General features: G+C 61.5%; 19 protein-coding genes. 7 read left to right on the top strand and 12 right to left on the bottom strand.

The annotated features are described in order from the left end of the window. Positions 1 to 38: 38 nt before the first annotated feature. A complete protein-coding gene (locus tag BLR63_RS24130; protein WP_010564435.1) occupies positions 39 to 821 on the bottom strand; it encodes a sulfite exporter TauE/SafE family protein in 783 nt (260 codons plus the stop codon). A gap of 121 nt (positions 822 to 942) precedes the next feature. On the opposite strand from BLR63_RS24130, the gene BLR63_RS24125 reads away from it, so the two are divergent. Next, entirely contained in the window at positions 943 to 1,689 is a 747-nt protein-coding gene (locus tag BLR63_RS24125; protein WP_010564436.1) for an NRDE family protein, read from the top strand. A gap of 90 nt (positions 1,690 to 1,779) precedes the next feature. Here the strand turns inward: BLR63_RS24125 and ptsP are convergent, their stop codons facing one another. Both ptsP and BLR63_RS24115 read right to left on the bottom strand, forming a co-directional pair. Further along, positions 1,780 to 4,062 carry a phosphoenolpyruvate--protein phosphotransferase gene (gene ptsP / locus BLR63_RS24120; protein WP_010564437.1) on the bottom strand — a complete coding sequence of 761 codons (2,283 nt, stop codon included), beginning with the start codon at positions 4,060 to 4,062 and terminating at the stop codon, positions 1,780 to 1,782. A 22-nt stretch (positions 4,063 to 4,084) separates the two neighbouring features. Next, positions 4,085 to 4,564, bottom strand: a complete 480-nt coding sequence (locus tag BLR63_RS24115; protein WP_003176750.1) for an RNA pyrophosphohydrolase — start codon at positions 4,562 to 4,564, stop codon at positions 4,085 to 4,087. Positions 4,565 to 4,707: 143 nt separating this feature from the next. Here BLR63_RS24115 and BLR63_RS24110 point away from each other — a divergent pair, with 143 nt between their 5' ends. After that, on the top strand, positions 4,708 to 5,364 hold the full coding sequence (locus BLR63_RS24110; protein WP_010564438.1) for a histidinol-phosphatase: 657 nt from the start codon (positions 4,708 to 4,710) through the stop codon (positions 5,362 to 5,364). Positions 5,365 to 5,440: 76 nt separating this feature from the next. Here the strand turns inward: BLR63_RS24110 and BLR63_RS24105 are convergent, their stop codons facing one another. Both BLR63_RS24105 and ilvA read right to left on the bottom strand, forming a co-directional pair. Next, positions 5,441 to 5,854 carry a DUF2269 family protein gene (locus BLR63_RS24105; protein ID WP_010564439.1) on the bottom strand — a complete coding sequence of 138 codons (414 nt, stop codon included), beginning with the start codon at positions 5,852 to 5,854 and terminating at the stop codon, positions 5,441 to 5,443. 41 nt (positions 5,855 to 5,895) lie between these two features. After that, entirely contained in the window at positions 5,896 to 7,410 is a 1,515-nt protein-coding gene (gene ilvA / locus BLR63_RS24100) for a threonine ammonia-lyase, biosynthetic (protein ID WP_010564440.1), read from the bottom strand. A 133-nt stretch (positions 7,411 to 7,543) separates the two neighbouring features. On the opposite strand from ilvA, the gene rpiA reads away from it, so the two are divergent. Beyond that, positions 7,544 to 8,215: a ribose-5-phosphate isomerase RpiA gene (gene rpiA / locus BLR63_RS24095; RefSeq protein ID WP_010564441.1), complete on the top strand. Its 672-nt coding sequence runs from the start codon at positions 7,544 to 7,546 to the stop codon at positions 8,213 to 8,215. Between the two features lie 37 nt (positions 8,216 to 8,252). On the opposite strand, the gene BLR63_RS24090 is transcribed toward rpiA, so the two are convergent. The 3 genes from BLR63_RS24090 to BLR63_RS24080 all read right to left on the bottom strand — a co-directional run bounded on the left by BLR63_RS24090 (position 8,253) and on the right by BLR63_RS24080 (position 11,432). Further along, complete coding sequence (locus BLR63_RS24090; RefSeq protein ID WP_010564442.1) at positions 8,253 to 9,191, bottom strand: SdiA-regulated domain-containing protein; 939 nt, start codon at positions 9,189 to 9,191, stop codon at positions 8,253 to 8,255. Positions 9,192 to 9,349: 158 nt separating this feature from the next. After that, entirely contained in the window at positions 9,350 to 10,015 is a 666-nt protein-coding gene (locus BLR63_RS24085; RefSeq protein WP_010564443.1) for a fumarylacetoacetate hydrolase family protein, read from the bottom strand. A 22-nt stretch (positions 10,016 to 10,037) separates the two neighbouring features. Further along, positions 10,038 to 11,432, bottom strand: coding sequence for an FAD-binding oxidoreductase (locus BLR63_RS24080; RefSeq protein WP_010564444.1), 1,395 nt, complete (start codon positions 11,430 to 11,432; stop codon positions 10,038 to 10,040). A gap of 205 nt (positions 11,433 to 11,637) precedes the next feature. Between BLR63_RS24080 and serA the strand changes: the two genes are divergently transcribed. Beyond that, positions 11,638 to 12,867 (top strand): phosphoglycerate dehydrogenase, encoded by a 1,230-nt coding sequence (gene serA, locus BLR63_RS24070; protein WP_010564445.1) that lies wholly within the window; start codon positions 11,638 to 11,640, stop codon positions 12,865 to 12,867. A gap of 50 nt (positions 12,868 to 12,917) precedes the next feature. Here the strand turns inward: serA and BLR63_RS24065 are convergent, their stop codons facing one another. Continuing rightward, positions 12,918 to 13,358, bottom strand: a complete 441-nt coding sequence (locus BLR63_RS24065) for a DUF4399 domain-containing protein (protein WP_010564446.1) — start codon at positions 13,356 to 13,358, stop codon at positions 12,918 to 12,920. Between the two features lie 134 nt (positions 13,359 to 13,492). Between BLR63_RS24065 and BLR63_RS24060 the strand changes: the two genes are divergently transcribed. Continuing rightward, positions 13,493 to 13,987: a transporter substrate-binding domain-containing protein gene (locus BLR63_RS24060; protein ID WP_010564447.1), complete on the top strand. Its 495-nt coding sequence runs from the start codon at positions 13,493 to 13,495 to the stop codon at positions 13,985 to 13,987. A gap of 1 nt (position 13,988) precedes the next feature. Here BLR63_RS24060 and BLR63_RS24055 read toward each other — a convergent pair whose 3' ends face one another. Together BLR63_RS24055 and BLR63_RS24050 are read right to left on the bottom strand one after the other, a co-directional pair. Further along, positions 13,989 to 14,471: a DUF523 domain-containing protein gene (locus BLR63_RS24055; RefSeq protein ID WP_010564448.1), complete on the bottom strand. Its 483-nt coding sequence runs from the start codon at positions 14,469 to 14,471 to the stop codon at positions 13,989 to 13,991. 2 nt (positions 14,472 to 14,473) lie between these two features. After that, positions 14,474 to 15,106: a 2OG-Fe(II) oxygenase gene (locus tag BLR63_RS24050; protein ID WP_010564449.1), complete on the bottom strand. Its 633-nt coding sequence runs from the start codon at positions 15,104 to 15,106 to the stop codon at positions 14,474 to 14,476. A gap of 131 nt (positions 15,107 to 15,237) precedes the next feature. On the opposite strand from BLR63_RS24050, the gene BLR63_RS24045 reads away from it, so the two are divergent. Beyond that, positions 15,238 to 15,990, top strand: a complete 753-nt coding sequence (locus tag BLR63_RS24045; RefSeq protein WP_010564450.1) for a DUF2059 domain-containing protein — start codon at positions 15,238 to 15,240, stop codon at positions 15,988 to 15,990. Positions 15,991 to 16,055: 65 nt separating this feature from the next. On the opposite strand, the gene BLR63_RS24040 is transcribed toward BLR63_RS24045, so the two are convergent. After that, positions 16,056 to 17,030 (bottom strand): phospholipase BipL, encoded by a 975-nt coding sequence (locus tag BLR63_RS24040; protein ID WP_010564451.1) that lies wholly within the window; start codon positions 17,028 to 17,030, stop codon positions 16,056 to 16,058. 100 nt (positions 17,031 to 17,130) lie between these two features. Here BLR63_RS24040 and BLR63_RS24035 point away from each other — a divergent pair, with 100 nt between their 5' ends. Next, the gene (locus BLR63_RS24035) at positions 17,131 to 17,706 is read left to right on the top strand and encodes a DUF6436 domain-containing protein (RefSeq protein WP_010564452.1); all 576 of its coding nucleotides are present in this window, start codon (positions 17,131 to 17,133) and stop codon (positions 17,704 to 17,706) included. Positions 17,707 to 17,726 lie beyond the last annotated feature (20 nt).

Genomic DNA, 17,726 nt, shown 5'->3' with positions numbered 1-17,726 from the left:
ATAGCGCCGGACCATGCCCGGGCGCGATTAAGCCTGCGTTACAGCAAGAAATTTAAGCCCACGCAAAACAGCAGCCCGGCAAACAGCCGTTTCAGCAAGCGCGGCGACAAGCGGTGCGCCAGGCGCGCGCCGAAGCGGGCAAACACCATGCTGGTCAGGGCAATGCCCAGCAGCGCCGGCAAATACACGAACCCTAGACTATGAGCGGGCAGCAAGGGGTCATGCCAGCCCAGAATCATGAAACTTAATGCACTGGCCAAGGCAATCGGCAAACCACAGGCCGATGAGGTGGCCACCGCCTGCTGCATCGGTACGCTGCGCCAGGTCAGGAACGGCACGGTCAGCGAGCCGCCACCGATCCCGAAGATCGCCGAGGCCCAGCCGATCACCGTGCCCGCCAGGGTCAGGCCGACCTTGCCCGGCACCGTGCGGCTGGCCTTGGGCTTGACCTCCAGGGCCAGTTGCACGGCGATGACCAGCGCGAACACCCCGATGATCTTCTGCAGATGGGGGCCGGAAATCGCCTCGGCCGTCAGCGCGCCGAAGCCTGCGCCGATCAGGATGCCCACGGTCATCCACACAAAGATCGGCCAACGCACCGCGCCACGCCGGTGGTGTTCACGCACGGCGTTAATCGAGGTAAAGATGATCGTCGCCAGCGACGTGCCCACGGCCAGGTGGGTCAGCACCTGCGGATCGAAGCCCTGCAAGGTGAAACTGAACACCAGCACCGGCACGATAATGATCCCGCCGCCCACGCCAAACAGCCCGGCGAGCACGCCCGCACAAGCACCCAGCAGCAAATACAGCAGAAATTCCATGGGAGCCCCCAAACCAAGTCCGGCATGTTAACGGATGGAAGGCATGCGACCCAACTGGATACGATGGAACGTAACCGCGTGTGTGAGTAGAGTGGCCAAAAACACAAAGGGGAATCACCTGATGTGCCTGATCGTATTCGCCTGGCGGCCTGGCCATGCCCAGCCGCTGATCGTCGCGGCCAACCGTGACGAGTTCTACGCCCGCCCCAGCCTGCCACTGGCCCAATGGCAGGATGCGCCGCACGTCTACGCCGGTCGCGACCTGGAAGCCGGCGGCACCTGGCTTGGGGTCAACGCCGATGGGCGTTTTGCCGCCCTGACCAATATCCGCGACCCGCACCAGCCGCCGGCCCGCAAGTCGCGTGGGGAACTGGTGGCGCGGTTTCTCGGCGGTTCGCTGCCGCTTGAGCAGTATTTGGCGGAGATCAACGGCCGCGCGATTGAATATGCCGGGTTCAACCTGTTGGTGGGCACGCGGGAGGAGCTGTGGCATTACAACGCCCGCGACAGCGTGCCTACGCAGCTACCCGCGGGGGTGTACGGCCTTTCCAATGCAGGGCTCGACACGCCATGGCCGAAATTGCTCAAGGCCAAGGCGGCGCTGGGCGAGGTACTGGAGAACCCGCAGCCGGAAACCCTGCTGGACATCTTGAGCGACCCGCAGACCGCACCGTTTGCCGAGCTGCCGGACACCGGCGTGGGCTTGGCAACCGAGAGTTTGCTATCAAGCGTATTTATCGCCAGCCCCAGTTATGGGACACGGGCGAGTACAGCGCTGATTGTGAATGCGGACGGCACGCGGCAGATAGTGGAGCGCAGTTTTGGGCCGCACGGTGGGCGGCTCGGCGAAGTAGAGATCAACCTGTAGGAACGAGCTTGCTCGCGAAAATCGTCAACGATAATGCGCGCCCCCTGAATGCACGCGGTGCCCTCAGTTTTTTCGCGAGCAAGCTCGCTCCTACAAGGTTTTGGCTGCCGCCGCCGGGTTGATCATCCGCGTCAGCCCCAGGTTCTTCAGGGCCAATTGCAGCGAGCTGTGGATAACTTGCGGGTTGTCGATGGTCATCAACTCGGCCAGCAGTTCCTTGGCCATGCTCAGATTCACCTGGCGCAACAGCCATTTCACTTTCGGCAAGTTGGTGGCGTTCATCGACAGGCTGTCAAAGCCCATTGCCATCAACAGCACCGCCGCCGCCGGATCGCCGGCCATTTCCCCGCAGATGCTCACCGGCTTGCCTTCGGCATGGGCGTCGCGCACCACATGCTGCAGCGCTTGCAGCACCGCCGGGTGCAGGTAGTCGTAGAGGTCGGCCACCCGTGGGTTGTTGCGGTCCACGGCCAGCAGATACTGGGTCAGGTCGTTGGAGCCCACGGACAGGAAGTCCACCTGCCGCGCCAATTCCTTGGCCTGGTACACCGCCGCCGGAATTTCGATCATCACCCCAATCGGCGGCATCGGTACGTCGGCGCCTTCGTCGCGCACTTCACCCCAGGCGCGGTGGATCAGGTGCAGGGCTTCTTCCAGCTCGTGGGTACCGGAGATCATCGGCAGCAGAATGCGCAGGTTGTTCAGGCCTTCGCTGGCCTTGAGCATCGCACGGGTCTGCACGAGGAAGATTTCGGGGTGATCGAGGGTGACGCGAATGCCGCGCCAGCCAAGGAAGGGGTTGTCTTCCTTGATCGGGAAATAGGACAGCGATTTGTCGCCGCCGATGTCGAGGCTGCGCATGGTCACCGGCAACGGGTGGAAGGCGGACAGTTGCTCGCGGTAAATCGCCAGCTGCTCCTTCTCGCTCGGGAACCGCTGGTTGATCATGAACGGCACTTCGGTGCGGTACAGCCCGACCCCTTCGGCGCCACGTTGTTGAGCACGCGCCACATCCGCCAGCAGGCCCGTGTTGACCAGCAGCGGTACGCGGTGGCCGTCGAGGGTCACGCACGGCAGTTCGCGCAGGGCGTCGAGGCCCTGGGACAGTTGGCGCTCTTCCTCGACCACTTCGGCGTATTGCTTGCGCATCAGCTCGCTGGGGTTGGTAAACACCTCGCCGCGATGCCCATCGACGATCATGTCGATGCCATCGACCTTGGAATACGGCAGGTCCACCAGGCCCATCACCGTCGGAATACCCATGGCGCGAGCCAGGATCGCAACGTGGGAGTTACCCGAACCGAGTACCGAGACCAGGCCAACCAGTTTGCCTTCCGGCACTTCGCCGAGCATGGTGGCGGTCAGTTCTTCACTGATCAGGATGGTGTTGTCGGGGTAGACCAGATTGGTGGAACGATCTTGCTGCAAGTAGGCGAGCAGACGGCGACCGAGATCGCGCACATCCGAGGCACGTTCGCGCAGGTAGGCGTCGTCCATCAATTCGAAACGGTTGACGTGATCGGAGACCACCTGGCGCAGCGCGCCCTGGGCCCACTGGCCGGTCTTGATCACGGTCTTGACTTCGTTACCCAGGGACGCGTCGTCGAGCATCATCTGGTACACGTCGAACAGCGCGCGCTCTTCGGGGCGCAACTGCGTGGCCAGTTTGGTCGACAGGTTGCGCATGTCGGCGCGTACGCCCTCAAGGGCGGTCTTGAACAGTCTGATTTCGGCGTCGATGTCATCGACGTTCTTGTCCGGCACCACGTCCAGGTCGGCCGGTGGCAGCATGACCACCGCCGTACCGACGGCCGCACCCGGCGAACCAGGCACGCCGACGAACTTGGCTTCCTGGATGCCCTTGCCCTGGCGCCCCAGGCCGCGAATCGAGCCGGTGGCTTCGGCGTGGGCAATAACGCCGGCGAGCTGCGCGCTCATGGTCACGAGGAAGGCTTCTTCACCTTCGTCGAACTGGCGGCGTTCTTTTTGCTGGATGACCAACACGCCGACAACGCGGCGGTGGTGAATGATCGGTGCGCCGAGGAACGAGGCATAGCGCTCTTCGCCGGTTTCGGCAAAGTAGCGATAACGCGGGTGATCGGCCGCGTTTTCGAGGTTCAGGGGTTCTTCACGCGTCCCCACCAGGCCCACCAGACCTTCATTGGGCGCCATGCTGACCTTGCCGATGGAGCGCTTGTTCAAGCCCTCGGTGGCCATCAGCACAAAACGGTTGGTCTCGGGGTCCAGCAGGTAAACCGAGCAGACCTGGCTGCCCATGGCTTCCTTGACGCGCAACACAATAATCCCCAACGCCGCCTTGAGATCCTTGGCGGAGTTAACTTCCTGGACGATCTTGCGCAGCGTATTGAGCATGGCTCGGGGTCGAACTCCGTCGTCAGTCGCGCGCTAAAAGGCGCGGGGCAAGCTCTTTGAGAGCGCGACGATAAACCTCGCGCTTGAATGTCACCACCTGGCCCAACGGGTACCAATAACTGACCCAACGCCAGCCATCGAACTCCGGTTTACCGGTCAAATCCATCCGCACCCGCTGCTCGTTGGAGATCAGGCGCAGGAGAAACCATTTCTGCTTCTGGCCGATGCACAGCGGTTGGCTGTGGGTACGCACCAAGCGTTGCGGCAAACGATAGCGCAACCAGCCCCGGGTACAGGCCAGAATTTGCACATCTTCGCGCTCAAGGCCAACTTCTTCATTCAACTCACGGTACAGGGCGTCTTCAGGGGTTTCATCGGGGTTGATTCCGCCCTGAGGAAACTGCCAGGCATCTTGGTTGATTCGGCGAGCCCATAGCACCTGTCCGGCATCATTCGTAAGAATAATCCCGACATTAGGACGGAAACCATCGGGGTCGATCACGGCAACAACCTCGCAAACGCATGTCGCCGCATTGTTCCACAAAGGTTGTTCCAGCGGCAACGAGGCTTCTTACCTTATGTGCACTCTTGTGAAAAGACCGTATTCTGGACGCCTTTTTACAGACTTTTCAGCGAGTAACTGCGATGCGCCTGGCTTTATTCGACTTGGACAACACGCTTTTGGGGGGTGACAGCGATCACGCCTGGGGCGATTACCTCTGCGAACGCGGGATTCTCGACCCGGTGGCCTACAAGGCCCGCAACGATGAGTTCTATCAGGACTACCTGGCCGGTCAGTTGGACAACGCCGCGTACCTGAACTTCTGCCTGGAAATCCTCGGCCGCACCGAGATGGCCCAGTTGGAGGAGTGGCACAACGACTATATGCGCGACTGCATCGAGCCGATCATGCTGCCGCTGGCATTTGAACTGCTGGGCAAGCACCGCGACGCGGGTGACAAGCTGGTCATCATCACCGCCACCAACCGGTTCGTCACCGCGCCGATTGCCGCACGCCTGGGTGTGGACGCGCTGATCGCCACCGAATGCGAGATGGAAGACGGCCGCTACACCGGGCGCAGCACCGATGTGCCGTGCTTTCGCGAGGGCAAGGTGACGCGCCTGAATCGTTGGTTGGAAGAAACCGGGCACAGCCTGGAAGGCAGCTATTTCTATAGCGACTCGATGAATGATTTGCCGCTGCTGGAGCAGGTGACGCATCCGATCGCGGTAGACCCGGACCCGAATCTGCGGGCCGAAGCCGAAAAACGCGGCTGGCCGGTGATTACGCTGCGCAGTTGATGGCCCTATCGGGAGCAAGTCCGCCACCTTTGTGGGAGGGGGCTTGCTCCCGATGCGGACAACTCGATCCCAAGCCTTAAACCGGCTTGGCGCCCATGAGCCCGGCAATCGCCACGAACCCCACCAGGCTGACCACCGCCAGCACCAGGGTGAAATTCAGGCTACCGCCCTCGCCTTTGCGCAAGCGATTGAGCCGCGCCACCAGCCAGAACCACGCCAACGCCGCCACGGTGTAGAGCAGGCTGGAACCCAGGATCCAGGCTTGCCCCAGCGGCCAGCCCGTCAAATGCACCAGCCACCAGCCGGTAAACGGCATGCTCACCACGCAAATCCCCATCAGCAACCAGACGAATGCCCACGGGCGCTGCACGATCACCGCCGGACCGGCGCTACGTTTGCGCCAGGCCAGCAACGCCAGACCGAGGCCGCTGAGCAGCAGCAACACCGTGGCCGCCATGTGGATAACTTTGAGGGTGGTCAGGGTTTCCATGTGTCGTCTTCCTTAAAGGCCGCCCCAATCAGCGTAGTCGCTCAACCGAGGAACAGTTTGTAAGCCGGGTTATCACTTTCGTCCCAGTACGGATAGCCGATGGCCTCCAGGGCTGCCGATACCAGATGGCGCTCGTCCGCCGGGACTTGCAGGCCAGCGACCACTCGGCCATCGGCTGCGCCGTGGTTGCGATAGTGGAACATCGAGATGTTCCAGCGCCCGCCCAATTTGTTGAGAAAGTTGAACAAAGCCCCTGGCCGCTCCGGGAACTCGAAGCGAAACACCACTTCATCACTGACTTTGGCCGCATGCCCGCCGACCATATGCCGGATGTGCAACTTGGCCAGTTCGTTCTCGGTCAGGTCCAGCACCGGGAAGCCCTTGCCGGTCAAGCTGGCGATCAATGCACTGCGCGGGTCGTTTTCCGGGTGGGTCTGTACGCCGACGAAGATGTGCGCCTCGCGGCCGGTGTGATAGCGGTAGTTGAATTCGGTGATCTGACGCTTGCCCACGGCCTCGCAGAACGCCTTGAAGCTGCCCGGTTTCTCGGGGATGGTCACGGCGATGATGGCTTCGCGCCCTTCGCCCAGCTCGGCGCGCTCGGCCACATGGCGCAGGCGGTCGAAGTTGACGTTGGCACCGGAGTCGATGGCCACCAGGGTCTGCCCGGTGACGTTGCGGGTCTCGACGTATTTCTTGATGCCTGCCACACCCAAGGCGCCCGCAGGCTCGGTGATGGAGCGGGTATCGTCGTAGATATCCTTGATCGCCGCGCAGATTTCATCGGTGCTGACGGTGATCACTTCATCCACATAGTCCTTGCAGATGTCGAAGGTGTACTGGCCGATCTGCGCCACCGCCACACCATCGGCAAAGATGCCCACGGTCGGCAGCACCACACGCTCGCCGGCGGCCATGGCGGCCTGCAGGCAATTGGAGTCGTCTGGTTCGACGCCGATGATCTTGATCTCCGGGCGCAGGTATTTCACATACGCCGCGATACCGGCGATCAACCCGCCGCCGCCCACCGGCACGAAAATCGCGTCCAACGGCCCCTGATGCTGGCGCAGGATCTCCATCGCCACGGTGCCCTGCCCGGCAATGGTATGGGGGTCATCGTAGGGGTGGATGTAGACGTAGCCTTTTTCGTCGACCAGCTTCAGCGAGTAGGCCAGGGCTTCCGGAAAGGAATCGCCATGCAGCACGACTTTGCCGCCACGGGAACGCACACCTTCGACCTTGATCTCCGGCGTGGTCTTGGGCATCACGATAGTAGCCTTGACCCCCAGCACCTTGGCCGCCAAAGCCAGGCCCTGGGCGTGGTTGCCTGCCGAGGCCGTGACGACGCCGCGCGCGCGCTCTTCAGCCGTCAATTGGGTCAGCTTGTTGTAGGCGCCGCGAATCTTGAACGAGAACACCGGCTGCAAGTCTTCACGCTTGAGCAAGACCGTGTTGCCCAGCCGCTCGGAGAGCTGGCGGGCGGTCTGCAGCGGGGTTTCTACCGCAACGTCGTAAACGCGCGAGGTGAGAATCTTTTTGACGTACTGTTCAAGCATCGGCGGAGATCACTGGGCGGGTTGACAGGGGCAACGAGTCTAACCCAGCGTTTGGCCGGGAGACCACACGAATCCCAAGGTTTGTTGGGGTATACTCGCGCCCTCTTTACTCCCCGCCCGCTCCGGAGCCCGCATGACCCAGGATCAACTCAAACAGGCAGTGGCCCAGGCCGCCGTCGATTTAATCCTTCCCAAACTCGACGACAAAAGCATCGTCGGCGTCGGCACCGGCTCCACCGCCAACTGCTTCATCGATGCACTGGCCAAGCACAAGGGCGCGTTCGACGGCGCCGTGGCCAGCTCCGAAGCCACCGCCGCGCGCCTCAAGGGCCATGGCATTCCGGTGTACGAGCTCAATACCGTGAGCGACTTGGAGTTCTACGTCGACGGCGCCGATGAAAGCGACGAACACCTGCACCTGATCAAAGGCGGCGGCGCAGCCCTGACCCGCGAGAAGATCGTCGCAGCCGTGGCCAAGACCTTTATCTGCATCGCCGACGCCAGCAAGTTGGTACCGGTACTCGGCGCCTTCCCGCTGCCGGTGGAAGTGATCCCGATGGCCCGCAGCCATGTGGCCCGCGAGCTGGTGAAGCTGGGCGGCGACCCGGTGTACCGCGAAGGCGTGTTGACCGACAACGGCAACATCATCCTCGACGTGTACAACATGCAGATCACCAACCCGGTGGAGCTTGAGACCCGGATCAACGCTATCGTCGGCGTGGTCACCAACGGCCTGTTCGCCGCGCGTCCGGCCGATGTGCTGCTGCTGGGCACCCCGGAAGGCGTGAAAACCCTCAAGGCCTGACGCATGGCTTCCTGGTAGGAAGCCGGCTTGCCGGCTTCTACAGGGGCGCCTGAGCGGATTTCTTGAACGCGTAGAACAGGTTCGGCTCACTGACCATGTACAGCGTGCCCTCCTCGTCCATGGTCACCCCTTCCGCCCGCGGAATGGTGTTTTTGAGCCCGTTGAAGCCGCCGAGCAAGGTCATGAAGCTGACCTGTTCGCCTTTTTCATTCAGCTCCAGCAACAGGTGGGAGTCGGCCGACAGCACCAGCAAGTGCCCGGTGCGCGGGTCGATGGCCAGGGCCGAGAGGTTGCGCATGTCCAGTTTCTTACTGGGCAGTTTTTGCTTGTCGCCGGTCAGGGTCTGGCTGCCATCGCTTTTCCAGGCGAACAACGCCGGCGGGCGCTCTTCGCCCAGCAAAAACTGCTGATTGCGTTTGTCCCAGGTAATACCCTCGAACGCTTTGTTCTGGTCCTTGGACGGGCCCAGGTCGTAGCTCGGGAAATCGGCCTTGTTCAGTTGCTGGGTGCTGGGGTCGACCTTGACGATGGTCAGGCTGTGGTCACGCTCGTCGACCACTGCCATCAGGCCGTTTTCCATGACGGCCACGCCTTCGGGGTTGCTCCAGCCGTTGAGCGGCATCTTGCGCAGCACATCGCCGTGCAGGGTCAGCTCGACGAGGAAGGGATTTTTGCCCATGACGGAAAACAGGGTTTTGGTCTGGGGATTGTAGGAAATGTCCGAAGCTTCGTCTTTCTCCATGCCCGGCAACAGCTTGCCATCGATGACCGCACGGTAGTCCGGCAACCATACGCTTTCCTGGCGTCCGGCCGGCGTTTCAAAGCGTTCCAGTACCCACAACACACCACGATCGTCCCAGTGCATGGCCCAGGAAACGCCATACCCGATCGCGACCGCCAGAAACAGCCAGGAGTACCAGCGCAGGGCAAAGCGAGAACGGGGTTTGGAGGGTGCCGCGGGCAAAGGCAGGGCCATAGGGTGCTTTTCCAGAAAGTCAGCTTCAAGGGATAGCACAGGATCAACGGGCCCGCGTGCCGGAGGCAGGAAATTATCCGGATGCAGTGTGAAAAAAATGCAAAAGCCATAGATCCAATATGGAAGGGGCTTGCCCCCTTCCACTTTTGGCCGGTAACTCAGCGAACGCTGGTTTCGAAGCGGTTCACGCCGGTCAGTTCCAGCACCAGCTCATCACCCACATTCAGCGGGCCGACACCGGCCGGGGTGCCGGTGAGGATCACGTCGCCCGCCTGCAGCGAGAAACAGCCAGCCATGTACTGGATCATCGGGACGATCGGATTGAGCATGACCGCGCTGTTGCCATCCTGGCGCACTTCGCCATTGATGGTCAGGCGGATGCCGATATCGGTCAGGTCCGGGAAAGTGCTGCCGACCACGAACGGAGCGATCACCGCCGCGCCGTCGAAGGACTTGGCGATTTCCCACGGCAAGCCCTTGGCCTTGAGCTCGGCCTGCTTGTCGCGCAGGGTCAGGTCCAGGGCCGGGGCGAAGCCGGAGATGGCGTCCAGCACTTCTTCACGGCTGGGCTTGGCCGACAGCGGCTTGCCGATCAGAACCGCGATTTCCGCCTCGTAGTGCACCGAACCGCGCTCGGTCGGAATACTGAACCCGCCTTCCAGCGGTACGACACAACTGCCCGGCTTGATGAACAGCAGCGGTTCGGTCGGCACCGGGTTATCCAGTTCCTTGGCATGTTCGGCGTAGTTACGCCCGATACACACCACTTTCCCCACTGGAAAGTGGATGTTGGTGCCGTCGACATACTTGTGCTGGTAGCTCATGGAACGACTCCTTCAGGGGCGGTTAAACAGCGAAGATCTTGCCGGGGTTCATGATCCCGTTCGGGTCGAACACCGCTTTGACGGCCTTCATGTATTCGATTTCAACCGGCGAACGGCTGTAAGTCAGGTAATCACGTTTGGTCATGCCCACGCCGTGTTCGGCGGAGATCGAGCCGTTGTACTTCTCGACGGTTTCGAACACCCACTTGTTCACGGTGGCGCACTTGGCGAAGAACTCATCCTTGCTCAGGTTTTCTGGCTTGAGGATGTTCAAGTGCAGGTTGCCGTCGCCGATGTGGCCGAACCAGACGATTTCGAAGTCAGGGTAGTGTTCGCCGACGATCGCGTCGATTTCCTGCAAGAACGCCGGCACTTTCGACACGGTGACCGAAATATCGTTCTTGTACGGCGTCCAGTGGGAAATGGTCTCGGAGATGTACTCGCGCAGTTTCCACAGGTTGTGCAGTTGGGTTTCGCTCTGGCTCATCACGCCGTCCAGTACCCAGCCCTGCTCGACGCAGTGCTCGAAGGTTTCCAGGGCGTGGTTGGCGACTTCTTCGGTGGTGGCCTCGAATTCCAGCAGCGCGTAGAACGGGCACTCGGTTTCGAACGGCGCCGGCACATCGCCACGGCCGAGGACTTTGGCCAGGGCCTTGTCAGAGAAAAACTCGAAGGCGGTCAGGTCCAGCTTGCTCTGGAACGCGTGGAGCACCGGCATGATCGAGTCGAAATCGGTGGTGCCGAGCACCATGGCGGTGAGGTTTTTCGGCGCCCGGTCCAGGCGCATGGTGGCTTCGACCACAAAGCCCAGGGTGCCTTCGGCGCCGATGAACAGCTGGCGCATGTCGTAGCCGGTGGCGTTCTTGATCAGGTCGCGGTTCAACTCCAGCACGTCGCCCTTGCCGGTGACGACTTTCATGCCGGCCACCCAGTTACGGGTCATGCCGTAGCGAATGACCTTGATTCCGCCGGCATTGGTGCCGATATTGCCGCCAATCTGGCTTGAACCGGACGAGGCGAAATCCACCGGGTAATACAGGCCGTTCTCTTCGGCGACGTTCTGCAATTGCTTGGTGACCACACCCGGCTGGCACTTGGCGGTGCGGTCGGTGAGGTTCACGTCGAGGATCTGGTTCATATAGTCGAAGGAGACGACCACTTCGCCATTGGCCGCCACGGCGGCGGCCGACAGGCCGGTACGACCACCCGACGGCACCAGCGCCACCTTGTGTTCATTGGCCCAGCGCACGATGGCCTGGACCTGCTCGATGGTCTTGGGGAAGACGATGGCGGTCGGCGCGGGGGCGAAGTGCTTGGTCCAATCCTTGCCGTAAGCCTCCAGGGAGTCTGCATCGGTCAGCACTTTGCCGGGCTCAACCAGGGTCTTTAGCTCATCAATCAGGGCAGGATGGGTCATCGACAGAACTCTCGAACAATTCATGGTCATCCTGAGAACGCTTCACGTCGCAGGAATAGGTGTTTAGCGGGGCACGTATGCTAGCATACCGCCCCCGCAGGATAGAGCCCAAAGGCGTTTCTGCGGTGACGGCTTTCCTGCCGTCCGGGTCAGCTTAAGCGATCCGATTCCCTGCCATTTTTCTCCGGGATACAGGTTTACGCAGATGAGCAAGACTTCTCTCGATAAGAGCAAGATCAAGTTCCTTCTTCTGGAAGGTGTCCACCCATCGGCCGTCGAAGTCCTGAAGGCCGCCGGGTACTCCAGCATTGAGTACATCACCAGTTCTCTGCCGGACGCCCAGCTCAAGGAAAAGATCGCCGACGCGCACTTCATCGGCATTCGCTCCCGCACTCAGCTGACCGAAGAGATCTTCGATCACGCCAAGAAGCTCGTGGCGGTCGGTTGTTTCTGCATCGGCACCAACCAGGTCGACCTCAACGCAGCGCGCGAGCGTGGCATCGCGGTGTTCAACGCACCGTACTCCAACACCCGTTCCGTCGCGGAGCTGGTGCTGGCCGAGGCCATCCTGCTGCTGCGCGGTATCCCTGAGAAGAACGCTTCCTGCCACCGTGGCGGCTGGATCAAGAGCGCAGCCAACTCCTTCGAAATCCGCGGCAAGAAGCTGGGTATCGTCGGTTACGGCTCGATCGGCACTCAGCTGTCGGTACTGGCTGAAGGCCTGGGCATGCAGGTGTTCTTCTACGACACACTGACCAAGCTGCCATTGGGCAACGCCACGCAAGTGTCGAGCCTGTCCGAGCTGCTGGGCATGTCCGACATCGTCACCCTGCACGTGCCGGAAACCGCTGAGACTCAGTGGATGATCGGCGAGAAGGAAATCCGCTCGATCAAGAAAGGCGGCATCCTGATCAACGCTGCGCGCGGTACCGTGGTCAAGCTGGACGCCCTGGCCGACGCGATCAAGGACAAGCACCTGATCGGCGCCGCCATCGACGTGTTCCCGGTGGAGCCACGCTCCAACGACGACATCTTCGAAAGCCCGCTGCGTGGCCTGGACAACGTGATCCTGACCCCGCACATCGGCGGTTCCACCGCTGAAGCCCAGGCCAACATTGGTCTGGAAGTGTCGGAAAAACTGGTCAAGTACAGCGACAACGGCACCTCGGTGTCGTCGGTCAACTTCCCGGAAGTGGCGCTGCCGGCTCACCCTGGCAAGCACCGTCTGCTGCACATCCACCAGAACATTCCTGGCGTGATGATGGAGATCAACAAGGTCTTCGCGGAAAACGGCATCAACATCGCCGGTCAGTTCCTGCAGACCAACGAGAAGGTCGGCTACGTGGTAATCGACGTAGACGCCGAGTACTCGGACCTGGCGCAAGAGAAGCTGCAGCACATCAATGGCACCATCCGTAGCCGCGTTCTTTTCTAAGAACCCGTCCCTACAAAAAACGGGAGCCCCTTACAGGGCTCCCGTTTTTTTTATTTCACGTTAACCGTGATGACTTTCGAGGCGACAGTCGGGTTGAATTGCATGTGCAGCTTGTCGCCGGCCACCAGTTGCAAGGTGTGCTTGCCTGGGGTGAGGGTCAGTTCGGTTTCGGTCTGGGCCTTGCCGTAGTGGATCACGGTGTCGGTGGCCGGGATTGGCACGCTGGCGTCCGGCAGCTCTTTTTGGTCGATCAGCAGGTGCTGGTGAGCGGTGCCTGGGGTCTGATCGGTGGCTGGCGCCAGCTTCAGGCCTTCCATGCCGAATTTGACGGTGAAGGTTTTATCGACGGTGGCGCCGTCTTTGGGCGACACGATAAATACCTTGGCGCCTTCGGGCGGCGCGCTGCGCGGGATGCCATCGGCAGCGGTAGCCAACATCGAAGCACCCAGCAATACGCTGGCAATCGTTGCACGGGACAATAAGGCTTTCATTCGCTTCTCCAGTTTTTCCAGGAAATCTGTAGGGTTATAACAACTTCGCGGCAAATTGCTGTCCAAGGCTCTCGACACCATAACAAAGCGATGCTGAACGACGCCTCGCACATTTGAAAATTCTAGGAGTGACCATGCGCTTTTCGCCTGGCCTGTTACTTTTGCTTCCCCTTTTGAGCCCTTTGGCTCATGCCGAGCTGATCGACGATGTGAACGACCGCGGTGAACTGCGCATCGCTCTTGAAGCCAATACCCCGCCCTACAACTTCAAGGAAGGCGACAAACTCACCGGCTTTGAAGTCGAGCTGGGTGAACTGCTGGCAAGAGAAATGGACGTGCGCTCCTCATTTATCACCACCGATGACGCCGATCTGCTGACGGGGGTCGCGACCGGCAAGTACGACGTGGCCATCAACCATATCGCTAAGACTGCCGAGCTTGAGGATCAGTTCGATTTCAGTGAGGCGTATCGTGAGAAGCCCGAATTGGCGATCCCGTTCCAGAAGGGCAACCCGGCGTTCAAGACGAGTCTGGACGGGGCGTTGAAGCGCGTGAAAGACGATGGCCGCTTGAAGGAGCTGTCGCAGAAGTGGTTTGAAAGCGATACGCCGACGGTCAAGGCACAGTAGATCAAATATTGGCCAGGGCTTGCGCCGCCTCAGGCAACTCCAGCTCACTGAACACCTGCACACCATGGCGCTTGAGCAGCGCCGCTGTCACGCCTTCACCGTGCACCTTCACGCCACTGAAGGTGCCGTCGTAGGTCAGCAGATTGCCACACGAGGGGCTATTGGCCTTGAGCACGGCGATGCGGATGTTGTGGTGTTGCACCAGCGCCAACGCCTGGCGGGCACCGTCGAGGAAGGCGGCGCTGAAGTCTTCGCCCTCGGCGGTCAGCACCTGGGCGCGGCCCTCCCACACGTCGACGCCCTGCCCGCCCGCAATCTCGGCCGCCGGGCGCGGCGTCGGCAACCCGCCGGCCACTTCCGGGCAGATCGCAACCACACGGCCTTCGGCCTGCCACATCGTCAGTTGGTCGAACGGCCCGCTGGCCCCACCGTCATAGCGCACTGCGTGGCCGAGCAGGCAGCGGCTGATCAGAATCTTTTCCATGGTTAAAACGGCTCGCTGCCCCGCCGACGGAACCAGCCGGTGATGGACAACCGTTCGCGTGTGGCTGGCAGGACTTCGTGGGGTACCTCGCCCGACAGGAACACCACCAGGCATCCACCGGTGGGCACTACATCGTGTTCGACGCCGTCCTTGAGGTACATGCGCAGCTGGCCGCCATGCTCGGGCAGCCAGGCGTCGTTCAGGTAAATCACCGCCGACACCGTGCGTCGGTCATCGTCACGGAAACGGTCGAGATGCTTGAGGTAAAACGCCCCTGGCGGGTACATCGCGAAGTGGCTTTCGAAATCTTCCAGGCCAAGGAACAGACTGCGGTTGATCGTCAGGCGCAGGCTGTCCATCAAGGCCATATAGTTGTCGCAGACCGCCGCGTCGCCCTCTTCCAGCCACTGGATATGGTCGCCGCGAATACCCTCGCGGATCTCCTGGGCCGGTCCGCGCCCCACCGCCGCCGGCGCCAGTTCACCTTCCGCCGCACGTTTACGGCACTCAGCCGCCAGTTCCAGGGTCAGAGCCTGGGGCAGGAAGCCGTTTTGCTGCGACCAGCCTTTTTCGGCCAGGTCGTCGACGATGCGTTGCAGCAGGGGGTGATCGAAGGGTATGTGCATGGCGCGCATAGTATCCATACGCCTGTGAATCCGACAGAGCCGCCGAGCGTCTGAATACACTTTACTCACGTGACTGATAGGACTTCTCGACAAATCCTACGCCCGACACGGACAATAGTGGCCGACTGACAGGAGTCCCTATGCGTCGTTTGTTTTTTTCCTTGCTGATGTTCTGCGTTTTGCCCGCCTGGGCAGACGGCCATGACCAGTTGTACAAGGTCGCCGGCTGGGCCGAACAACGTGCGCATTTCAATGACGCCCTCAGTGCCGCCCAGCAACGCTATCGCAATAGCCTGCCGCCGGCGGTGTACCAGGCGCTGGTGGACAACAGCAATAAACGCTTCGCCGCCCAGGCCATGGACCAGCGGGCCGAAGCGCAGTTGCGCAAGCACCTGGCAGACCCGAAGCCGGCCCTGGCGTTTTTCCAGTCGCCGCTGGGGCGCAAGATTGTCGCCGCCGAATTGCTCGCCACCCGCCGCGACCAGTTGGCGAAAAACGCCCAGGGCCTGCCGAAAATCGAAGCCGACGCCACCCGCAGCCTGATCATCGGCCACTTGGCCCAGGCCCTGCCCGCCCGTGAAGCCGGGGCGGAAGTCAGCCTGGCGATTGCCGGCGTGGCAGCCGACAGCTTGAGCCAGATGATTCCCGGCCTGCTGGGGGGCAGTCAGGCCCAAGGCATGCTCAATGGCCAGCGTGAGCGGCTGATGCAGCAGATCGGGAATGACCTGAACAACACACTGCTGTATGTCTACCGGGATTTGTCAGACCCCGAGCTGGAAGAATTCGCAACGTTTGCCGAGTCGGCAGCCGGCAAGGCGTATTACAAGGCGGCGTTGGCGGCGGTCCGCGCAGGCTTGGCGGTCGGCCAAAGCACCGCCAGCCTGGCTCCCTGAGCCCTGTAGGAGCGAGCTTGCTCGCGAAGAACGCGAACTCACCGCGTTTATTCAGGCATCCCGCGTCATCGTTGACGTTCTTCGCGAGCAAGCTCGCTCCTACACAGGTGTTCGCCTAGAAAGTTGAAATATGCTTGGCGAATCTCGGGAATCTCATTGGCCAGGTGATGCCGACCGCGCTTGAGCATCAACACCTCAGGCTCATCGAACTTGTCCCGCAGCACCTGCAAATTGTGCTGCCAGTCCACCGTCATGTCCTCTTCGCCCTGCACGATCAACGGCCGCCTTGGGCTGCGCGGGGCGGCTTCGATACGTTTGATCCAGCGCACCAGAGCGCCGACCCAGGCGGTGGGCAACTGGCGGGGCTGCAGCGGATCGGCCTCCAGGAACGGCTTGAACGCCGGATCGTTGGTGTTTTCGCTGAACCGCCGCGCGATGCCTTTGACGAACGGGCGCAGCAGGTAATAGCTGACCTTCGACCACCCCCAGCCACGCGGCCGCACCAAGGGCGCAAGCAGAAAAGTCTTGCCCTGGGCCGGACTGTCGATGCCATGGTTGAGCAAGTGGTCCACCACCACCGCAGCACCGGTACTTTGTCCGAACAGGTGCCAGGGTTGGGGCAGGCTCAGCGCTTGGGCCTGGGCGAACAACGCCTGCATCACATCCTGATACACCGCGAAATCATCGATGCTGGCGCGCGCGCCACTGGACAGACCATGACCCGGAAAATCGCAGGCAATCACCACAAAACCCTGGTCCAGCGCCCAATCCAGCACATGGCGATACAGCCCCATATGGTCGTAGAACCCGTGGAACATGAACATCGTCGCCACAGGCACAGGCGGCCACCACACTTGGGCCACCACTTCGAACCCATCCACCTCGAAACGCCCCAGCCGGCTCGGCACCGCAACTTTGCGCGCCGCCAGGTCCAGCCCGTAGAACCGCTGGTAGACTCGCGCCTCGGCGCTGAGCGGTTGCGCATCCACCAGGGGCCGCAAGCTTTCGCGCAGACGATCGGGGTCAAAGGTGACGGGCATAAAGGGGTTCCAAGCGTAAGACGAAGATGAATATCGAGCGGCGATATTCATCTGTCAGGACAAGCATGGCAAGCTACGCGACCTGCGAGGATAGATCCACATGCGACAGCCTTACCGTAACGCCCTGTTCGCCAGCCTGATTCTGATCCTTTGCGCTGGCGTGCTATGGGCCGCCTATGACTGGTTTCAGGGCCGCTACCTGCGCGCCTTCAGCGAACACACGGCGGTCTTCTCCGGCGACGCCCTGCGCCTGCCCGCCGAACTCAGCGGCCCGGGCCCGATCCGCCTGGTGCACTTCTGGGACCCGGCCTGCCCCTGTAACGTCGGCAACCAGCAACACCTGGCCGAACTGATCGAGCAGTACGCCCCCCAAGGCGTCGAGTTCTACGCCCTGCAAAAACCCGGCAGCCACGGCCAACTGCCCGATAACCTGCGCCACATGAAAGTGCTGACCGCCCTGCCCGGTGCCGATCAGATACCGGCAACGCCAGCCGTGGGCATCTGGGACCGCAGCGGCAAGCTCGCGTATTTCGGGCCGTACAGCGAAGGGCTGACGTGCAACGCCAGCAACAGTTTTATCGAGCCGATCTTGAAGGCGCTTGAAGCCGGGCGCGAGGTGAATGCCACTCACACCCTGGCGGTGGGCTGCTATTGTTCGTGGCCAAACGGCTCGTAGCCAGCGGCCCCCCCATTGGG

Origin of the sequence: Pseudomonas extremaustralis, assembly GCF_900102035.1 — a bacterium.
Classification (GTDB): Bacteria; Pseudomonadota; Gammaproteobacteria; order Pseudomonadales; family Pseudomonadaceae; genus Aquipseudomonas; species Aquipseudomonas extremaustralis.
This window is presented reverse-complemented; position numbering and strand designations above follow the sequence as displayed.

Excerpts from the sequence above, each read along its gene's own strand:
- BLR63_RS24130 (WP_010564435.1), bottom strand. The coding sequence starts at position 821 with ATGGAATTTCTGCTGTATTTGCTGCTGGGTGCTTGTGCGGGCGTGCTC.
- BLR63_RS24125 (WP_010564436.1), top strand. The coding sequence starts at position 943 with ATGTGCCTGATCGTATTCGCCTGGCGGCCTGGCCATGCCCAGCCGCTG.
- ptsP (WP_010564437.1), bottom strand. The coding sequence starts at position 4,062 with ATGCTCAATACGCTGCGCAAGATCGTCCAGGAAGTTAACTCCGCCAAG.
- BLR63_RS24110 (WP_010564438.1), top strand. The coding sequence starts at position 4,708 with ATGCGCCTGGCTTTATTCGACTTGGACAACACGCTTTTGGGGGGTGAC.
- BLR63_RS24105 (WP_010564439.1), bottom strand. The coding sequence starts at position 5,854 with ATGGAAACCCTGACCACCCTCAAAGTTATCCACATGGCGGCCACGGTG.
- ilvA (WP_010564440.1), bottom strand. The coding sequence starts at position 7,410 with ATGCTTGAACAGTACGTCAAAAAGATTCTCACCTCGCGCGTTTACGAC.
- rpiA (WP_010564441.1), top strand. The coding sequence starts at position 7,544 with ATGACCCAGGATCAACTCAAACAGGCAGTGGCCCAGGCCGCCGTCGAT.
- BLR63_RS24090 (WP_010564442.1), bottom strand. The coding sequence starts at position 9,191 with ATGGCCCTGCCTTTGCCCGCGGCACCCTCCAAACCCCGTTCTCGCTTT.
- BLR63_RS24085 (WP_010564443.1), bottom strand. The coding sequence starts at position 10,015 with ATGAGCTACCAGCACAAGTATGTCGACGGCACCAACATCCACTTTCCA.
- BLR63_RS24080 (WP_010564444.1), bottom strand. The coding sequence starts at position 11,432 with ATGACCCATCCTGCCCTGATTGATGAGCTAAAGACCCTGGTTGAGCCC.
- serA (WP_010564445.1), top strand. The coding sequence starts at position 11,638 with ATGAGCAAGACTTCTCTCGATAAGAGCAAGATCAAGTTCCTTCTTCTG.
- BLR63_RS24065 (WP_010564446.1), bottom strand. The coding sequence starts at position 13,358 with ATGAAAGCCTTATTGTCCCGTGCAACGATTGCCAGCGTATTGCTGGGT.
- BLR63_RS24060 (WP_010564447.1), top strand. The coding sequence starts at position 13,493 with ATGCGCTTTTCGCCTGGCCTGTTACTTTTGCTTCCCCTTTTGAGCCCT.
- BLR63_RS24055 (WP_010564448.1), bottom strand. The coding sequence starts at position 14,471 with ATGGAAAAGATTCTGATCAGCCGCTGCCTGCTCGGCCACGCAGTGCGC.
- BLR63_RS24050 (WP_010564449.1), bottom strand. The coding sequence starts at position 15,106 with ATGCGCGCCATGCACATACCCTTCGATCACCCCCTGCTGCAACGCATC.
- BLR63_RS24045 (WP_010564450.1), top strand. The coding sequence starts at position 15,238 with ATGCGTCGTTTGTTTTTTTCCTTGCTGATGTTCTGCGTTTTGCCCGCC.
- BLR63_RS24040 (WP_010564451.1), bottom strand. The coding sequence starts at position 17,030 with ATGCCCGTCACCTTTGACCCCGATCGTCTGCGCGAAAGCTTGCGGCCC.
- BLR63_RS24035 (WP_010564452.1), top strand. The coding sequence starts at position 17,131 with ATGCGACAGCCTTACCGTAACGCCCTGTTCGCCAGCCTGATTCTGATC.